At 66.0% G+C, this 17,310-nt stretch carries 11 protein-coding genes; 6 read left to right on the forward strand and 5 right to left on the reverse strand.

Features of this window, described 5'->3' with window-relative positions:
* Positions 1 to 60 precede the first annotated feature (60 nt).
* Positions 61 to 1,425 carry a hypothetical protein gene (locus KA383_12515; protein ID MBP7746944.1) on the reverse strand — a complete coding sequence of 455 codons (1,365 nt, stop codon included), beginning with the start codon at positions 1,423 to 1,425 and terminating at the stop codon, positions 61 to 63.
* Between the two features lie 195 nt (positions 1,426 to 1,620).
* Between KA383_12515 and KA383_12520 the strand changes: the two genes are divergently transcribed.
* Positions 1,621 to 3,054 (forward strand): amidohydrolase family protein, encoded by a 1,434-nt coding sequence (locus KA383_12520; GenBank protein MBP7746945.1) that lies wholly within the window; start codon positions 1,621 to 1,623, stop codon positions 3,052 to 3,054.
* A 33-nt stretch (positions 3,055 to 3,087) separates the two neighbouring features.
* Here the strand turns inward: KA383_12520 and KA383_12525 are convergent, their stop codons facing one another.
* The 3 genes from KA383_12525 to KA383_12535 all read right to left on the reverse strand — a co-directional run bounded on the left by KA383_12525 (position 3,088) and on the right by KA383_12535 (position 7,283).
* Positions 3,088 to 4,269: a DUF1565 domain-containing protein gene (locus tag KA383_12525; protein ID MBP7746946.1), complete on the reverse strand. Its 1,182-nt coding sequence runs from the start codon at positions 4,267 to 4,269 to the stop codon at positions 3,088 to 3,090.
* Between the two features lie 61 nt (positions 4,270 to 4,330).
* Positions 4,331 to 5,275 (reverse strand): sugar phosphate isomerase/epimerase, encoded by a 945-nt coding sequence (locus tag KA383_12530; protein ID MBP7746947.1) that lies wholly within the window; start codon positions 5,273 to 5,275, stop codon positions 4,331 to 4,333.
* Between the two features lie 34 nt (positions 5,276 to 5,309).
* Positions 5,310 to 7,283 (reverse strand): hypothetical protein, encoded by a 1,974-nt coding sequence (locus tag KA383_12535; GenBank protein ID MBP7746948.1) that lies wholly within the window; start codon positions 7,281 to 7,283, stop codon positions 5,310 to 5,312.
* 616 nt (positions 7,284 to 7,899) lie between these two features.
* Between KA383_12535 and KA383_12540 the strand changes: the two genes are divergently transcribed.
* Both KA383_12540 and KA383_12545 read left to right on the forward strand, forming a co-directional pair.
* Positions 7,900 to 8,490, forward strand: a complete 591-nt coding sequence (locus KA383_12540) for a hypothetical protein (protein ID MBP7746949.1) — start codon at positions 7,900 to 7,902, stop codon at positions 8,488 to 8,490.
* Between the two features lie 440 nt (positions 8,491 to 8,930).
* The gene (locus tag KA383_12545) at positions 8,931 to 9,314 is read left to right on the forward strand and encodes a DUF202 domain-containing protein (GenBank protein ID MBP7746950.1); all 384 of its coding nucleotides are present in this window, start codon (positions 8,931 to 8,933) and stop codon (positions 9,312 to 9,314) included.
* Here KA383_12545 and KA383_12550 read toward each other — a convergent pair.
* Positions 9,250 to 11,037: an SLC13 family permease gene (locus tag KA383_12550; GenBank protein MBP7746951.1), complete on the reverse strand. Its 1,788-nt coding sequence runs from the start codon at positions 11,035 to 11,037 to the stop codon at positions 9,250 to 9,252. The two genes, KA383_12545 and KA383_12550, sit on opposite strands and share 65 nt — an antisense overlap.
* Before the next feature lie 260 nt (positions 11,038 to 11,297).
* Here KA383_12550 and KA383_12555 point away from each other — a divergent pair, with 260 nt between their 5' ends.
* The 3 genes from KA383_12555 (at position 11,298) to KA383_12565 (ending at position 17,270) form a co-directional block, all read left to right on the forward strand.
* On the forward strand, positions 11,298 to 11,906 hold the full coding sequence (locus KA383_12555; GenBank protein ID MBP7746952.1) for a flavodoxin family protein: 609 nt from the start codon (positions 11,298 to 11,300) through the stop codon (positions 11,904 to 11,906).
* A gap of 433 nt (positions 11,907 to 12,339) precedes the next feature.
* A complete protein-coding gene (locus tag KA383_12560; GenBank protein ID MBP7746953.1) occupies positions 12,340 to 13,014 on the forward strand; it encodes a hypothetical protein in 675 nt (224 codons plus the stop codon).
* Between the two features lie 542 nt (positions 13,015 to 13,556).
* Complete coding sequence (locus KA383_12565; GenBank protein ID MBP7746954.1) at positions 13,557 to 17,270, forward strand: hypothetical protein; 3,714 nt, start codon at positions 13,557 to 13,559, stop codon at positions 17,268 to 17,270.
* Positions 17,271 to 17,310 lie beyond the last annotated feature (40 nt).

A 17,310-nucleotide genomic window follows, 5' to 3' on the forward strand; every position in this document is an offset into this window, starting at 1 on the left:
TCCACCGCGCCGCGGTGCACAGCGCCCGGCGGCGGGCCTGCGCGGTGGCCAACGCGATGTTCACTCGGTCACCTCCGGCGCTGCCCCTGCCAGGCGGTGACTGGCCACGGCTTCCATAGCCATGGCGGTGGTCAGCGCGGCGGACATCCAGATCGCCTCCGGCCCGCCGTCGAACCGCCCGCGAAAGAACGCGCCGGCGTCCCAGGAGCCGTCGACAGGATTCTGCTCCGCCAGCAGATAGTCGACCGCCCGCGACGCGATATCCCGCCGGCGGTCCGCTTGCAGCAAGGCGAGTGCGCCGAACGCCGTGTTGAGGTGGGGGTCCCCCCGGTTCCAGAACACCGTTCCGGACGCGGTGGTCTGCATCGTCGCCAGGAGGTCCGCGACGAGCATCTCGACGGCGGGTGCCAGTGCGGCGACGCCACCCTCGCGATACGCCCGCGCCACGCAGTAATGGAAACACAGGTTGTCCGGGTAGTAGAGGCTGATGCTATCGGGAGCGCTCGCCAGCGCCCCGCTATCCGCGGCTGCTACGATCAGGTCCACTGCTTCGGCTACGCCCGGGGTTTCCAGCCGTCCATAGCGCCCCAGCGCGTAGAGCACGTTGGCATTCACCACGGCGTCCACGTCGTTTGGCCGCACGCTCTGAGCGCCGTCGTCATAGGCCAGCCACGTCAGGAACGCTCCGCTCGGTATGGGCACCCACGGCGCAGCATTGCGCTGCGGCACCTGTCCGAGGTCGCGCCAGTCTCCAAAGCAGCGCTCGAAACAGGTCGTCACCGCGGCGCCGCCGTCCAGCAGGTGATGATCCAGGAGCACCGCGTAGATGGTCGCGGTATCATCCGCATCACTGGGGACCGCGAAGCCGGGCGGGATGAATGACACGTTCACCGGTGCCCGTGATCCCCACAACTGCGGTCCCTGGGCCTTCAGAACGAACACCGCCGCCAGCAGCATGTCACCGGGCAGCCATACGTCGTTCTGCGGAGGCCAGAAGCCATACTTGCTGGCGTCGATCCCCGGCGGGTCGTGGCGGAAACGGGCCATGAGGTCCACGGCCGCGACCCGCATGGCGCGTGCGGCGGCGACATCCTCAGCGCTGACCGCCAGCGCGTCTCGATTCGCCGCGCTCACCATTGCCAGGGCATGGTGCACGAAGGTGGCCATGAAAGGGCTCGCGTCCCGCAGCCACGGCCCGCCGCGATGCCGGGCCGCGCATTGCGGCCAGTCGCCGGCATAGTCCACCTGATGGATGACGCGTTGGTCGGTGGACAACTGCGTGCCGCGCAAGTAGTGCAGAGCGCGCTGAATGCTCGAGCGGGTCTCGTCGGGCCTGTTGACCTGCATCGCTGCGCCGCCCGGCGGGGCACACTCGTCCTGGAACAACCCGAACAGGCCGCAGCCGCCGGACGCCAGCGCCAGCATGAAACCAACCAGGCATGTGGATCGGCGGATCAATCGTTGACCGCTCCAGATGATGGTGCCAGGGCCGCGCGTTGCACCGGCGGGCTGGTCATTCTTGGGTCTTGAGCCGCGCGCGTCAAAGGCGCGGCGGTGAAACTGGCCCTGCGGCAAGGTACCATGCACCGGTTCATGCATTGGCCTATGCAGGAGCGGGCGATGTCCAGCGAAAAGACACGTATCACGCGGCGCAGCGCGTTGATGGCGATGGGGGCTTGGGGAACCGCGGCGACGGTCGGGCCGGCGGCGCGGGGCGAGCCGCCCGCCGAGCAGATGCCGGCGGAGCGGCACGAAAGCTTCCAGCACGAACTGCAGCGCCTGGTGGACCAGACGCCGCTCGTGGATACGCACGAGCATCTCCCCGACGAGGAGGAGCGCCTGCGTGGCGAGTGGGTGCCCTGCGACGACTGGAGCGTGCTGCTGAGCCACTATCTCGACTCCGATCTCGCCACCGCCGGTATGCCGGACCACGATCTGGAGCGGCTGCTGTCGCGGGACGTGGATCCGGTGGCCAAGTGGCCGCTGCTGGCGCCGGTGTGGCCCGCCGTGAAGAACACGGGTTACGCGCGGGCCGTGCGGATCGCGATGCAGGAGCTGTACGACATCGACGAGCTCAGTGAGCAGACCGTCGCGCGGCTGCAGGCCGGCTACGAAGCGGTCCGCCAGCCCGGTTTCTACCAGCGCATCCTGGTCGATCTGGCGCGCATCGAGTCCTGCCAGGTAGACAGCCTGGGCTCGTTTCGCGAGTCGCGCCAGCCGCTTCTGCTCATGCAGGACCTGAATTTCCTCGGGATGCACATGGGGCCGGACATTCAGGGCCTGGCCGGCCCGACCGGGAAGGAAGTGCGCAGCCTCGACGATTGGCACGCGGTGATCCGCTGGTGGTTTGACCAGTACGGCCCCTACGCGGTGGCGGTAAAGAGCCAGGCCGCCTACCGGCGTGGCCTGGACTACGAGCAGGTGCCCGCGGAGACCGCCGCGCCCGTCTTCCAGCGTGTGCTGGAGGAAGCGCCGGTGTCGCCGGAGGAGCGCAAGCGCCTGGAGGATCACCTCTTTTGGTTCGCCGTGGAGCAGGCCACCCGGCACGGTTTGCCCGTGAAGCTGCACACCGGCTACTTCGGGGGGCACAACTACATGCCCCTGGAGCGGCTGGCGGGCAATGCAGCGCAAGCGGCCAACCTGTGCCGCCGGTCGCCGGACACGCAGTGGGTGTTCATGCACATCGCGTATCCGTATTGGCAGGAACTGCTGGCGGTGGCGAAGCACTACCGGAACGCGCACATCGACATGTGCTGGGCGTGGATCATCGACCCCGTGAGCTCGACCCGCTTTCTCAAGAGCCACCTGCTGACCGCACCGGCGAACAAGGTGTTCGTGTTCGGCGGCGACTACATCCCGGTGGAGTGCGTGCTGGGCCACGCGCGGCTGGCGCGGCAGGGTGTCGCGCGGGCGCTGCATGAACTGGTTGAAGAGGGCTATCTGAGCCGCGACGACGCCGTGGCGCTCGTCGAGCCGCTGCTGCGCGGCAACGCACGGAGCCTCTATCGCTTGTCGGCCAAGGCGGAGAAGCTCCGCCAGGCGCCGTGGGCGTGAAGCGGTGCGGTAGCGTGCGGGAGGCGCGGGTCCTTACTCCGGCAGCACGTCACGATCTGGCAGCGAGATACGAGCGGCGTGCTTCGCGCTGACCGGGCCGGTCAACTGGCCGTCAATCCGCTCGATGTTGATGTTGGCGCCGGTGGTGGCCTCGACGCGGCCCACGTCGCCGTTGAACCGTCCCACGAACATCGAGCCGCTGCTGGCCCACAGGCAGTAATCATACTTGCCGCGCAGCTCGACCGCGTTGCACGTGAGCGTACTGGCTTTCTGGAGGGCGATCGCCATGTCGTTGGCGCTGGTGATGATCACGCGGGCGCCTTCACCGAGCAGGTGCCCGTCGTGCTCCAGGCCGATCGGCGTGTTGCGGCGCTGCTTTGCGTCGAGCGTCAGGGTTGTGTTGTGCAGGTCGATCCGACCGCTGTTGTTGATCGCCAGGTTGTTGGACTGCTCGTTCCAGCTTGTGATCCGCGCGGTCGCGCAGCCCAACTCGATCACGCCATAGTAACGCGCCGAGAGGCTCCCGTTGCCCATATCCAGCGACGCCCCGTCGCGTTCCCGGAAGCGGACCACGCCGTGATACTCGGCGACGATCCCGCAGAACGTCTCCGGGTCCGCTTGGGCGTGCAGGTGGTCATTCAGCGCGATGTGGCCGCGCAGCTCAACCTGTCCGCCCCGCTGGGCATGGATGCCGGCGTCGCTCAGGCTGCGCAGCCGGAACGCGACGTTCTTGAGCGTGACCTCCCCGGGGCCGGTCACCTGCACGCCGCGCCGTTGACGCGTGGTGAACGTGCCGATCTGCAGATTCTCAAGCCACCACGCGCCCTCGCGGACGTCAATCAGCGCCGTGTCGCTCTCCCACGCCAGGATTGGCGGCGCCCCAGCGCTCACATCGCCCACCATGCGCACCAGCACACCGGGGCGCGTGCGGCGCATGAGCTCGAGCCGCGACTCAGGCATGCCGCGCCCGCCCGTGGTCGTATATTGACCGGGCGCGAGGTGGATCGTCACCGATTGTTCCAGCGGGTCGGGCAGCAGGGCGAGCGCCGCCGATATCGTCTTGAGCGGCTTCTGTTCGCTGCCCGCATTCTGGTCGTTACCCTGCGCCGGGTTGACCCAGATTGCATCCGGCGTGGCCGCCAGCGTGCCGTGCGCCGCGCCGCCACCGACTGCCCAGGCACAAATGAGAGTCGTCACGGCTGTCATCCGTCTCATGACTGTCTCCTGTCCAACAGTACTGCGCGTGTGCACCGGCTTCTTTGGATGACGACGGCGCTCAGGCCAATGTGCTCCGCAGCAGTGCGAGGCTCTTCGGCACGCCGGTCGCGGCGTCCTCTTTTCCCTCGAACTCCAAGGAGATCCAGCCTCTGAAGCCGGCCTGGCGGAGGATGGTGGCCACGCGGGCGTAATCGATGTCCAGCGTGTACCATTCGCCGCCGCCGAAGTACGTCTTGGCCTGGATCATCTCCGCGTGCGGGGCGATCTGCGCCATCTGCTCGTACGTGTTGTCGAGGAAGTTGCCCGTGTCCAGCAGCAGTTTGAGCCAGGGCGACTGGATGGCGTGGTAGATGCGCAGGAGGCCGGCCGCCGTTCGCCCGATTCCCCAGTGGTTCTCCAGCGCGAGCGTGACACCGCACTCCTCGGCCCTGGGCAGGCACTGCTCGATCGAATCAATGCACCACTTGAAGCCTTCATCCTCCGTGTGGCCGGGGAGGATGGGCTCGATGCCCCGGTTGGCCATGAGTTCGTCGAAGCTCGCGATCGTGTTCCAGTGGCCGGTGTTGAGTCGCAGCACCGGGATGCCCATCTTGTACGCCAGCTCGATGCAGTGGTGGGTGTGCCTGATGTTCTCCTGGCGTTTTTCGGCGTCGGGATAGACGAAGCCCTGGTGGATGGAAAAGCCCATCAGACACAGGCCGTTGGCGTGGGCCCGCCGCTTGAGGTCCTGCAGGTAACCGTCACTCTCGCTGCTCATCTGCCGGTGGAGGATTTCGATGCCGTCAAAGCCCATCTCGGCGGCGCGGTCGATGCAGTTGGCGACCTCGATCTTCTCGTCCTTGAAGTGCCAGAACGAATACGTAGAGACGCCGATATGCCAGGGGCAAGTTCGGCTTGGGTGCGTGGTCGGCGTGTCCGCCGCTCTGCCCAGCGCGCTGCTGACCGTGCTCGCGGCCAGCGCGCCCGCCGCCGCGCCTATCATCTCTCGTCGGGTCAGTTGCATCACATGCTCCCTATCGCCGTTCACTGCCGGCGTGTTATGAGGGTTGTTTCGCCAGCAATTCCAGCCCAGTTCGCGGCGCCGGCTCCACGTCCAGGTTCACGAGCACCGCATAGGCCAGCTTGTGCTCGACCAGCACCCAGCCGACCAGGCTCTCGTGTGCCGGCCGCCCCCTTGTTTTCAACAGGTGCATCAGCGGCTCGGCCACGTCGAACCGCAAAAGCACCAGGTCCTTTTCCGGCCCGGTGCGACCAGGTACCCGCAGCCAGGCCATGGACTTCCAGTTGTAGTCGAGATCATTGTTGAGCGCCGCATTATCCTCGGCCGGCGCATCGATCCGCGGCGAAGTCACGGCGTCGGCCGGCACCTCCAGGAAAAGATGCTGCGGCGGTTCGTATTCCTCGCCGTCGGCGCCGCGTCGCGGCGCGCCGTTGGTGCGAATCCGCAGCCCATCGATGCCGGTCAGTGCACGCAATTCCGCTTCGCCGAGCCGCGGCAGCTTCGTCCACGGCATGTCGTTCACATCCGCCCAGGCATGGAAGCGCGGCTGCCTGAAATCGTGCACCGCCGGGGTGGCGAGCGCGACCGGTGTGCGCTCGCCGCGCTGCGGAAACGTCGTGATCCCCGCCGGCAGCCGGCCCGAGGCGTCCGTGTCGCAGAACCGCACGCGGAATTCGACCGCCGGGCCGTCATTCGGCAACACCAGCACGAGCGTATTCACACCCTGCTCCAGCGTCGCGTACGTGACCTTCTCGATCAGGCGGCCATCATCATCCGCATAGTTCCAGCCCCAGCCGTCGCGGATCTGCACGCCGTTGAGCCAGAGCTGAAATCGTTCGTCGCCGGCCGCCCAGAGCCGCACCTCCTGGCGCTGCTCCGACGCCGCGTAAGTGCGGAAATAGTACGTCCCATTCGCGATCTCCGCGTGTTGCCCATCCGGCGTTTGCGCCGTGGCGAGATTGAACTGTGTGTACTTCTCCATGGGCATCGCGACCAACACGCCATCGGCATCGGCGGCGGTCGTCAGTTCGCGCGCTCGATCCGGTGCGGTCGGTCCAAACATGATCCACTGCCCGATGGCCGTCGAGACGTACGGGTCGATCGCGGTCCAGCGCCGCCACATGCCCGGCCGGATGATCTGCGTCATCGTATCCCGCCGAAGCGAGAGCCACGGCCAGTCGTCCAGCGCGACATCCTCGCGGTAACCGATCCTCTCGAGCACGTAGTTGTTCCAGAGCGTTTCGCCGTCCGGGTATGGCATCATATTGCTCGTGGCGGAGCACTGCTGGTTCAGCCATTCGTGCAGGGCCACGTAACCGGTGCGGTTGGCCACGCGGCCCTCGCCGAAGTACGCCGTGTCCGACGTGCCACAGCCCTTGATGCCGCCCACGGCGCCGACCGTCCCGCCGTGCGGATTGGCCCCCAGCTCCTTCGAGCAGTAGATCGAGTTGTAGCTCTGGTAGTCGCCGCGCTCGAACGGCACGTACTTGTCCAGCAACTCGCGGTGCTGCCCGGCCCAGAATTCCCAGTTCTCGTCGGTCCGCACCTGGATCGGCTGGTCGATGATCTTGACATCGGTGCGCAGCCAGGCGTTGCCCCCCGAGTACACGTACACCATGTCCTCGAACTGCCGCCATTGCTCGAGCGTCGACTTGATCTCGGCCGCGGTCATCTCTGCCGAGCGGTGCCCGATCACAACCTCGCGCTCGCCGTCCGGTTTCACCGCGGTCGCCTCCACGCGCGGCAACACGAGCAGAACGGCCCGGAGCGTGTTCGGCGGTGCGGGATTCGCCGCGGCCTTCTTTTTCAACAGCGCGTACTGCTCCCACACCAGATTCGGCGTCGGCCAGTTACGGCCGAGGTCGCCGTACTGGTTGACCTCGATCTTGTAGTCCCCCCAGACGAGGTACTGACCGCGCGGATTCTCGATGGGCGCCCCGAGTGGCACATCGGCCGACGCGGCCGCCAGCACGTGGGCGCACATGATGAGTGGGGCGACGAATCTGGCCATGGGCCGCCTCCGAGATAACGATGGCTCCAGCCTTTCGCGCCGGCTCGCGCCGGTGGGCATGTCGGCCCCAGCCCGACATTCGACCGGCGGCAGAGGGAGCGCCTGATCGTACAGCGGGCCGGCTCCGCCGCGTAGCCCGCGACGGAGCTCCACCTGGGGCGGACGCTGCCGCTGCGGGACCGATTGTCTTGGCTGACAGCGCCGCTGCGCAGCCCCCAAGCAGCGGCGACGGGTAGCCAAGTCGACTATTATCAGACATACCTGTTGCTGGGCCAAGCTTTGCGCGGCTCGGTGAGCCAGCCCGGTGATCGGCGCAGCAGCGTGGCCGGTGGGCTTCCACTGAAAACAACGCCAGGACCGGGAATCTGGCTTGCCCTCGCCGCGCGCGACGCGGTAGCATGCGCACTTAGGATGGAGTGCGCCGCGGCTGGCTGCGGCAGGGGCTGCCTCGCGGGGAAGGATGCAGTCACCTTGAATCGCCGCTGGGGCGACTGAGCGTCCCGGCTCGTGCGTGCCCAGCCGCGCACGTCAATCGTGTCGTCTCGAGGAGGCGGGAAGGACAAGTCTCGCGCGTCTGGTATTGTGGAATCATTTCACTTTGCGAGGAGGAAGCGTCATGAAGTTATTGGGTTTGTTGGCGGTTCTGGCAGTCGCGCCGCTGCTCAGTGCCCAGGCGTTGCTCGATATCGACATCAACTCGTCGACGCCGGGTTTGACCGGCCTGACGTTCGGGATGGACGATATCCTCAACCAGGAAGTCGGCAAGAAGTACTTCGCGGGCTGGGGTTGGCCGGTCTTCGAGCTGACGTTTGCCCCGGTGGACGTGACCGGCGGCGACATCGATCTGCTGCTGCACAGCCGTTACCACCGAGACGACGGGAATTATGCCGATGCCCAGATTTGGCTGCTCGTCTTCGATGCCGACGGCACCGAGCTCAATCTCGAGTGGAGCGGGCACCCGGACAACGGCCAGGGACACTGGACCGGGGACTATTGGCGGTACGAGCTGCGCGACCTGGATCTCTGGCTACAGACCGCATCGCCCGCCTTCGACGGCACCCAGGTCAGCAAGCTCATGGTTCGCTCGACGAACTGGGGCGGCAACCCGGCCGTGGATTATCTGGCGTTCTCGAACCTGACGATCACGCCGGAGCCGGCCTCGCTGGCCGCGCTGGCCTTGGCGCTGGTTGTGCTGCGCCGCCGCTAGCTGAACGGCGCGGGTCGACGACGGGCTGCCAGCGAGCGCTGTACCGCCGGGTGCGCTGGCGTCGATTACGTGCCTGACGCCTGGAGCCGGCGCAGCGTTTGAATGGGCTTTTCGCGAGCGGGGTCTTGGCGAATTGCGAGACCCCGCTCGTTTTGCGCGCGGCGCTTTGTCCGTGCGGCGGGTTTGATCATTCTGCCCCGTGAACGGTGCCCGTAAGGACGCGCACCTGGCGTGATTGGCTCGCGCGGGCGGCGGACGCGGACTGCGGGACTCTCCACTTGTTGCCTGCGTGGTGCACCAGCAGAATACGCGCGATCCTGCGGTCCGCGACCCAGCGCCGGGTTCATGCCACCTGGCTCCCGTGGCCGCCAGTCGCGCGCGGAGGACCAGGACCGGCCCACGTGTGACGGGGCGCGCCGTGGGCCGCAAGGAGTGCGAGCATGCGACGCGCACCGTACAGTGAGTTTCGCGGGCAGAAGTTGACGCTCAACGACTATCTCGCTATCGATCGGACCATGCTCGCTAACGAACGCACACTGCTCGCGTATGGCCGGACGGCCCTCGCGCTCGCCGTCGTCGGCGGCAGCGGCATGAAGTTCTTTACCGCAACCTGGATCCAAGTGGTCGGAGCCCTGTTCATTCTCGCCGGCGTGCTGGTGGCAGCCCGCGGCTGGCAGCGTTACGCGTACACCAAGAAGCTCCTGGCGGCCGCGCTGGAACGACAGACCGGCGCCGCGGAGCACCCGCTGCAGGAGGAGGTTAAGCCGTCGCCGGAAGAGGCTGCCAAAACAGCAGAATCAGGGGCAGACCCACGCCCCAGGTGATCAGCGTCACCGGCAGACCGAGCCGGACATAGTCGCTGAAGCGATACCCGCCCGGCCCGAGCACGAGGGTGTTCGATTGATGGCCGATCGGCGTGAGGTACGCGGAGGAGGCCCCCAACGCCACGGCCATCAGCAGGGGGTCGGCCGTGATTGACAGGCCCTCGGCGATGCGGATGGCGAGCGGCGCCATCAGGACGGCTGCGGCGGCATTGTTGATCGCGTTGGAGAGCAGCGTCGTCCCGATGAGCAGCATCGCGATGGTTGCCGCCGCCGGGAGGTCCCGCGACAGCGTGAGCAGGCCCGTGGCGATCACCTGTGCCCCGCCGGTGGACTCCAGGGCCTCGCCCACCGGGATCATGGCCGCCAGCAGCACGATGATCGGCCAGTCGATGGCTGCATAGGCCTCGCGCAACGTCAGGAGCTTCGTCAGTACCATGGCAGCCGCGCAACTGGACAGGGCGATCTGCACCGGGAGCCAGCCGAGTGCCATCGCAGCCAGCGCCGCGACAAACAGCCCAAGCGCGATCAGCACCCGCCGCGGCTGACCCAGGCGCAGTCCACGGCGTGCGAGCGGGAGGCAGCCGAGCGTGCTGACCGCTTCCTGCAGCGCCTGACCGTCGCCCTGCAAGAGCAGGATATCACCGACCCGCAGGCGGACATCGCGCAGCCGCTGCCGCAGCCGCCGGCCATGCCGTGCCACACCCAGCAGATTCACGCCGAAACGCCGCCGCAGGTTGAGCTGCGCGACGGTGCGCCGCTCAATGTAGGAATTGGGCGTTACGATCGCCTCGGACACCTCGATCGCCTCCGATTTCAGCAGCTCCTGTCGCAGCTCCTTGTCGCCGACGAGCTCCAGTCCGAGCGCATCGGCCAGCGTCTTGATGGACTCGGCGTCGCCCTCCACCAGCAGCACGTCATCGGCGGCGAGGGTCTCGTACAGGGCGGGCATCGCGACACGCCGTTTGCCACGCGCCAGCCCGACGATCGACGCCTCCGCATCGACCTCCTGCGCGATCTGCCGGATCGTCATCCCGCCGGCCTTCGAGTCCTTCGTCACCCGCAGTTCAGACGTGTACTTGTCGATTTCGAACAACTCTTCGGCGGATCTGTCGCCCGGGCGGTCGGGGATCAGGCGCCATCCGCCGAGGCTGATGAATAGAATGCCGGCCAGCGCGACCCCGACGCCGACGTACGCGAAGTCGAACATGGCGAACGGCGCACCGCACACGTCGGCGCGAATGGTGGCGATGATGACGTTGGACGGCGTGCCGATCAGCGTGGTCAAGCCCCCGAGCAGCGAGCCGAACGCCAGTGGCATCAGCAGGTACGAAGGCGAACGCCGTGACCCGCGCGCGAGCTGGATGGCGGCCGGCATGAGAATGGCCAGCGCGCCCACGTTGTTCATAAACCCGGAGCACAAAGCCACCAGCAGGGCCAGCGCCCCGACCTGGATGCTGCGCGACTCGCCCACGCGTTCCAACCCGCGAATCAGCACATCAACTACGCCGGAGCTGCGCAGGGCCGCAGAGATGATCAGCACGGCCGCCACGGTGACCACGGCGGGATGCCCAAAACCCAGGAATGCGGCTGCCGGCGGCACTATTCCCGCCAGGCACAAACTTAGCAGTGCGAGTAGGGCCACGAGGTCGTACCGCCACGTGCCGCGGACGAACAGCGCCAGGGCGGCGACGAGTGTTCCGAAGACGATCCAGCGCTCGACCATGCGGCCACATCCGCGACCAGCGACCGGCTCAGCCGCAGTCTACCGCGGGCGGCTGCGGGCAGCACGCGGGAGCCCCGTGCTGAAATCCGCCGCACGGTGGGGTGGTGCCACCCGACCATCGTGGCGGCGCTGGGCTCTCCAGCCGCACAGGCTGCTGCGACATGCGCCCGGTCGCCACGCGCATCGTGGTTGCGGGCGGCGTCGGCTGCGGGGTAGGATGCCATGGTGCCGCGCGGCAGCACAGCAGCAGAGCGATTGTCATGCACGTAGTCGCCTTTAATGGTAGCGCTCGCGCGGGGGGCAACACGAGCATCCTCCTCGAGCACGTCCTCGCGCCGATCCGGGCCCACGGTATTCAGACTGAGGTGCTTCAGCTCGGCGGCAGCGATATCCAGCCTTGCCGGGCATGCCACACCTGTACGCGTACGCGAGACGGTCGCTGCGTCAACGATGACGATGTGGCCAATGTCTTCATCGCCAAGATGGTCGCCGCGAACGGCATCCTGCTCGGCTCGCCGTCCCACTTCGCCAACCTCACCGCGGAGACAAAGGCGCTGATCGCCCGCGCCGGTGCCGTGGCCCGGGCGAACGATGGCCTGTTCAGGGGCAAGATCGCGGCCGCGGTGATCGCCGCCCGCCGCGACGGGGAAATCCACGCGTTCGACGCGATCAACCACTTCTTCCTGACGAACCAGATGATCGTGCCCGGCTCCTGTCACTGGAACGTGGGGGTAGGACGGGAGAAAGGCGACGTCACGCGGGACGAGGAAGGGCTGCGGACGATGCGGGTCCTCGGCGAGAACATGGCGTGGCTGCTGCAGTGCGTGGCGCGGCAGCCGCAACCCAGCGCCACCGCGGCGCGGCGGTAAACGGTCGTCGGTTTGCGTGGTGCTTCGGCAGGCTGATGCTGGTTATTATCGGTCATTTTCCGCGGCCGCGGCGTCTTCTTGGCTGCTCATCACGAGATCGCGACCCGCCACTGGAAGACGCGGCGCCCTGCTCCACGCGTGTGTTCTGAGTTGGGGGCTGCCGTGAGTTGCACCTGCGCGCCGGCCCAGATCAGCGGAAGATTCTCGGACGCTGGCCCGCGGGACCGGCCGAACCCGCCCCTGCAGCCGCGGGGCCCGCACAATAATCGGAACAATGTATGCGCAAGTCGGCTGTGGCTGTATAATGACAATGCGTGGCCCGGCGGAGGAGTCGGGCCGGTCATGTCGGTTGTGTGCAGGCAGGCGGAAGGAAACTCACACTCCCTGCGTCACATTTCTCGTCTGGGCATCGGCCCCGGACAGGAGGACTGGTATGAGACAAGTTTTGACAGTGCTGGCTGTGCTCACTCTCGCAGCCGCAGCCGCCTCGGCGAACTGGTTGGACGACTTTGATGCCTACGCGCCCGGCTCCATCAACGGGCAGGGCGGGTGGCAGGGCTGGGACAACTCGGCCGCCGCGGCAGGCGTCGTTTCCGGTGATCAGGCGCTGAGCCCCACTCAATCGCAGGCCATCTTCGGCGGCGCCGATTCGGTCCACCAGTATTCCGGCTACACGTCGGGACAATGGACCTACACGGCGTGGACGTATATCCCGAGCGCCAGCACCGGCCTCACGTACTTCATCCTGCTGAACACCTACAACGACCTCGGGCCGTACAACTGGAGCGTTCAGCTCCCCATGGACTTGGACACCAACCTGCTGAACGATGATATGGCCGGCGGAACGGAGAACATCCCGCTGCTCAGGGACGAGTGGGTGAAGCTCCAGTTCGACATCGACCTCGATGCCAACACCGTTGTGACGTGGTACGGCGCCACGCTCGTGTCCACCCATGCGTGGCAGGACGGTACCGGCGCGAATGCCATCGCGGCGGTCGATCTGTACGCGAACGGCGCTGAAGTGGTCTATTACGATTCAATGTCGCTCACGCCCGAGCCGGCCGCGCTGGCGTTGCTGGCCCTGGGAGTGCTGCTCCGTCGCCGCTAGGCAAGCGGCGTCACGGAAACGAGGGACAGACGCACCGGGCCGCTGCGGCGGCCCGGCTTTTTGCGCCAGCGTGGTTCCACCGTCCGCGCATTCGCGCGATGCGGGCTGGTCCCCTGAGTTCCGCCTGATCCATAGCCGCCAGCGTCGATCCTCGCCAGCGCCGGTTACTGGCAAACCAGATCGCAAGGGTTGGGGTCGCGCGATGCGGCCTTTTACCCAGTCGTGGACGGCATTGGACAAACGCCGCTGCCGCAGTACATCCAGTATGTGGTCCATCCGGGGGCCCGATCGCTTTTTCCTGGATAACTACCAGCCAACTCTCGTAGAAGAAGAGCCAGTAACAAAGCCACGGCACGATCGTGGTCGCAAGTGGCAAGTCGGATCGGAAATCGCTGTGAAAGAGGCACGGACAATCGTCTGCGAACGTGTGCGGGATGCGCTCTTCCGGTTTTCGACGCCGGAGTTTTGGCTCCTCGACCCACACTTTCGGCCTCTCCCGGATGCCGTATTCGATTCGCACACGATAGCTCGAGTTCATCGGTGTGGGCTTTAGCACAGATGGGTGCTACGATGTATGTATTGAGGATCACCCAAGTTACAAACCCGAGATCGACGCGGACTATCATCCCGACGGGACGACCTGGGTCGTCGTAAACGACGCGACCGATGCGCCTCGACGGCTTGAGCTCTATTCGGGTTGCGGGCCCTGCCGGTTGATTGAGAATCTGCCGGAGGACTCACAGGACAAGCAGGCGGTGGCGTGGTCGCCGGATCGCACCCGGATCGCCTACGCGTATCGCGATCGGGGGTTTTCACCATCCAAGGCGATGCTGAAGATCCGAACCGCCCCGACCTGCTCGGACAGCGGAACCGTGGTGGCGTCGATCGAGATTGCGAGCGGGGTGAGTCCTGGCGGAGTCGCTTGGTCACGCGATTCGGCGTTGGTTGCGGTGGCGAACGGTGAAGGACTTGTTCGTATTTACAACCGCGATGGTGGCACTGAAGGCGTTCCTGTAACGAATCTCATACTGGAGGTGCAATATGCCGGTTCGCTGGCCTGGTCGCATGATGGGCAGTACTTAGCGGTTCATCCAAACTATCGCCCGGTGTCAGTCTTCGACACACTGACGGGTGTGGAGGTGATTAGGTGCAACGGACCCACTGGCGACGACACGGACACGGATGACCTCGCTTGGTTGTCAGACCGACTGGTGCTTGTCACCACCGGACAATTCGCGGGCCCGATACGGGTTTTCGCGCCATTTGACGGAACGGAGCCCGAGCTGAGTGTCTCGAGCCCGGCTCCGGGGACGATCACGGACGCGGGCAGCATTGCTGTGACTGGGTATGCGATCGATGAGACAGGTCTGTTCCCGGGGAGCCTGAGGTGGCGCATAGATGGAGGGGGCTGGGAAACGACATCGATTGCGCAGGATGGGCAATTCGAGGTCGATGTAACGCTGTCGCTTGGATTGCATACGATTCAGTTGGAGCTAACTGATCTGGCGGGCAACATCGACACGGAGTCGTTGGTGGTCGAGCGGGTCCCACCTGCCGGCATCGTCGTCTGGCTTGGCGAGACCGAGATTGCTGATGGACAAGGCGTTCCGGTCGATTTCGGCATCGTGGAACAATGTCTGGCCGGTACAACTCGAGCGTTTACGGTCTGCAACACCGGAGGCATGCCTTTGACGCTCGGCCCCATCGATCTTGCTACGGGCTACAGTCTTGCTGGCGAGTTCCCGGTGACCATAGGTGCGGGCCAGTGCGGTGTATTCACCGCGCGGCTCGACGCCGGAATCGCCGGCACGTGGGTCGGTGAAATCAGCTTTGCGACAAATGTTCCTGACCACAACCCCTTCAACTATCCGGTGACGGGCACGGTCCTGCCTGGAGAAGTCGAGATCGTTGCTAACCCCAGCGACCAGACCACATGTGAAGGTGGAGCAGCGGAATTCTGCGTTGAGGCGGCCGGGACGCCACCCCTGGAGTTTCAATGGCAGCGAGACGGTGCCGATATACCCGGTGCGACGGATCCTTGCTACACGACCGCCCAGGCTGGTGAATACCGCTGTGTTGTCGGCAACGGTTGTGGCTCACTTCTCAGCGGGTCGGCGACGTTGACGGTCGAAGCGCGGCCGGCCATCTCGCAGCAGCCCCTATCTCAGGTCGCCTGCGAAGGAGGCGCAGTCACGTTCAGCGTCGCGGCGGGCGGTACCGTGCCGCTGAGCTATCAGTGGCGGAAGTACGGTCAGCCGATTGCCGGCGGTACGGGAGCAACGTATACCATCAACCCCGTAGGGCCGGGTGACACCGGAGTCTATGACGTCGTGATAGCCAACGAGTGTGGCATGGTGATCAGCAATGCCGCGACCCTCACCGTGTGCGGCGCCGTCCCGAGCATTGAGGACCAACCGGACGACGCAGCGGTTTGCGCCGGTGACAGTGCCACGTTCATTGTCCAAGGAGCGGGCTGTGGTCCGTTGGCGTATCAGTGGCACAAAGATGGCGAGCCTGTCGGCGGCAACACCCCTGCGCTGGGGCTCGAGAACGTGCAGCCGTCGGACGACGGCGCTCAAATCACCTGTCTTGTGACGGATGACTGCGGGGCGGCCGTAAGCGATGCCGCGGCGCTTGCGGTCAACACCCCGCCGTCGATCATGGATGATCCAGACTCTGAAACGATCTGCGCGGGCGAGTCGCACGAATTCTGCGTCAGCGCCGGCGGGACGGTCCCACTGAGCTACCAGTGGCGCCGGAGCGGCTCGGACATCCCCGACGCCACATCGTCGTGCTACGTCGCCACGGAGGCAGGGTCGTACGATTGCGTCGTAAGCAATGCCTGCGGGTCGGACACCAGCGCGGCAGCAACGCTGACGATCAACATGCCGCCCTCGGTCACACATGGGCCGGATTCGGCGACGATCTGTCAAGGGCAGTCGCACGAGTTCTGCGTGAGCGCCGGCGGGACAGCCCCACTGGGCTATCAGTGGCGCCGGAACAGCTTGGACATCCCCGACGCCACGTCGTCGTGCTACGTTGCCACGCAGGCTGGATTGTACGATTGCTTCGTCAGCAACGCGTGTGGCTCGGACACCAGCGCGGCGGCAACGCTGACCGTGGAGGTCGCTCTCCGGTGGTATCGCGACGCGGACGGCGACGGGTACGGCGACGCTGCACAGTACGTCGATCAGTGCGACCAGCCGGCCGATTACGTAGCCAACGACGACGATTGTGACGACGGCTGTGCGACGTGCCATCCGGGCGCCGCGGAAGTCTGCGACGGGGTCGACAACGACTGCGATGGCCAGATCGATGAGGGCGGCGTCTGCGATCAACCTGATTCCGACGGCGACGGCGATCCCGACGACACCGACTGTGACGATTCAGATGGGAGCATCCACCACGCCGCCACTGAGGTCTGCGACGGGGTCGACAACGACTGCGACGGCCAGATTGACGAGGGCGGCGTGTGCGACGAGCCCGATTCGGACGGTGACGGCGATCCCGACGACACCGACTGCAACGATTCAGACCCGAGGATCCATCATGGCGCGACTGAGGTCTGCGACGGCCGGGACAATGACTGCAATGGCCAGGTCGATGAGGACGGCGTCTGTGATCAACCTGATTCCGACGGCGACGGCGAGTCCGACATGACCGACTGCAACGCGTCCGATCCGGCCATCCATCACGGCGCAACCGAGGTCTGCGACGGTGTCGACAACGACTGCGACGGCCAAGTCGACGAGGGCGGCGTGTGCGACGAGCCCGATTCGGACGGTGACGGCGATCCCGACCCCACCGACTGCAACGATTCAGATCCGAGGATCCATCATGGCGCGACTGAAGTCTGCGATGGCCGGGACAATGACTGCGATGGCCAGGTCGATGAGGGTGGCGCCTGCGACCAGCCGCGCACTTGGTACCGCGACGCCGACGGCGACGGGTACGGGAACCCGAGCGTGACGACGCAGGCGGTTCAGCAGCCGGTAGGCTATGTGTTGACCGACGACGATTGCGACGACAGCGACGCGGACGTCAACCCGGCGGCGACTGAGCTCTGCAACGAGATTGATGACGACTGCGACGGTGAGATCGACGAAGGCGGCGTATGCGACAATGGCCAGTCCGGGCAAGGCCAACCTGGCGGCCTGTGTCCGGTTGTGGCCACGATCCTGCTTGCGGTTCCGTGCGTCGGACTAGCGCGCAGTCGTCGCAGCCGTCGGGACGTTGGGACTGACATGAACCAGTGACGCGCTTGGAGGGCATCCCGGCGAACGGCGGGCTCGGTAT

The sequence above is a fragment of the Phycisphaerae bacterium genome, from assembly GCA_017999985.1.
In the GTDB taxonomy this organism is placed as follows: Bacteria; Planctomycetota; Phycisphaerae; order UBA1845; family Fen-1342; genus JAGNKU01.

Coding starts and splice junctions, on each gene's coding strand:
- KA383_12515 (MBP7746944.1), bottom strand. CDS start 1,425: ATGCTGGCGCTGGCGTCCGGCGGCTGCGGCCTGTTCGGGTTGTTCCAG.
- KA383_12520 (MBP7746945.1), top strand. CDS start 1,621: ATGTCCAGCGAAAAGACACGTATCACGCGGCGCAGCGCGTTGATGGCG.
- KA383_12525 (MBP7746946.1), bottom strand. CDS start 4,269: ATGAGACGGATGACAGCCGTGACGACTCTCATTTGTGCCTGGGCAGTC.
- KA383_12530 (MBP7746947.1), bottom strand. CDS start 5,275: ATGCAACTGACCCGACGAGAGATGATAGGCGCGGCGGCGGGCGCGCTG.
- KA383_12535 (MBP7746948.1), bottom strand. CDS start 7,283: ATGGCCAGATTCGTCGCCCCACTCATCATGTGCGCCCACGTGCTGGCG.
- KA383_12540 (MBP7746949.1), top strand. CDS start 7,900: ATGAAGTTATTGGGTTTGTTGGCGGTTCTGGCAGTCGCGCCGCTGCTC.
- KA383_12545 (MBP7746950.1), top strand. CDS start 8,931: ATGCGACGCGCACCGTACAGTGAGTTTCGCGGGCAGAAGTTGACGCTC.
- KA383_12550 (MBP7746951.1), bottom strand. CDS start 11,037: ATGGTCGAGCGCTGGATCGTCTTCGGAACACTCGTCGCCGCCCTGGCG.
- KA383_12555 (MBP7746952.1), top strand. CDS start 11,298: ATGCACGTAGTCGCCTTTAATGGTAGCGCTCGCGCGGGGGGCAACACG.
- KA383_12560 (MBP7746953.1), top strand. CDS start 12,340: ATGAGACAAGTTTTGACAGTGCTGGCTGTGCTCACTCTCGCAGCCGCA.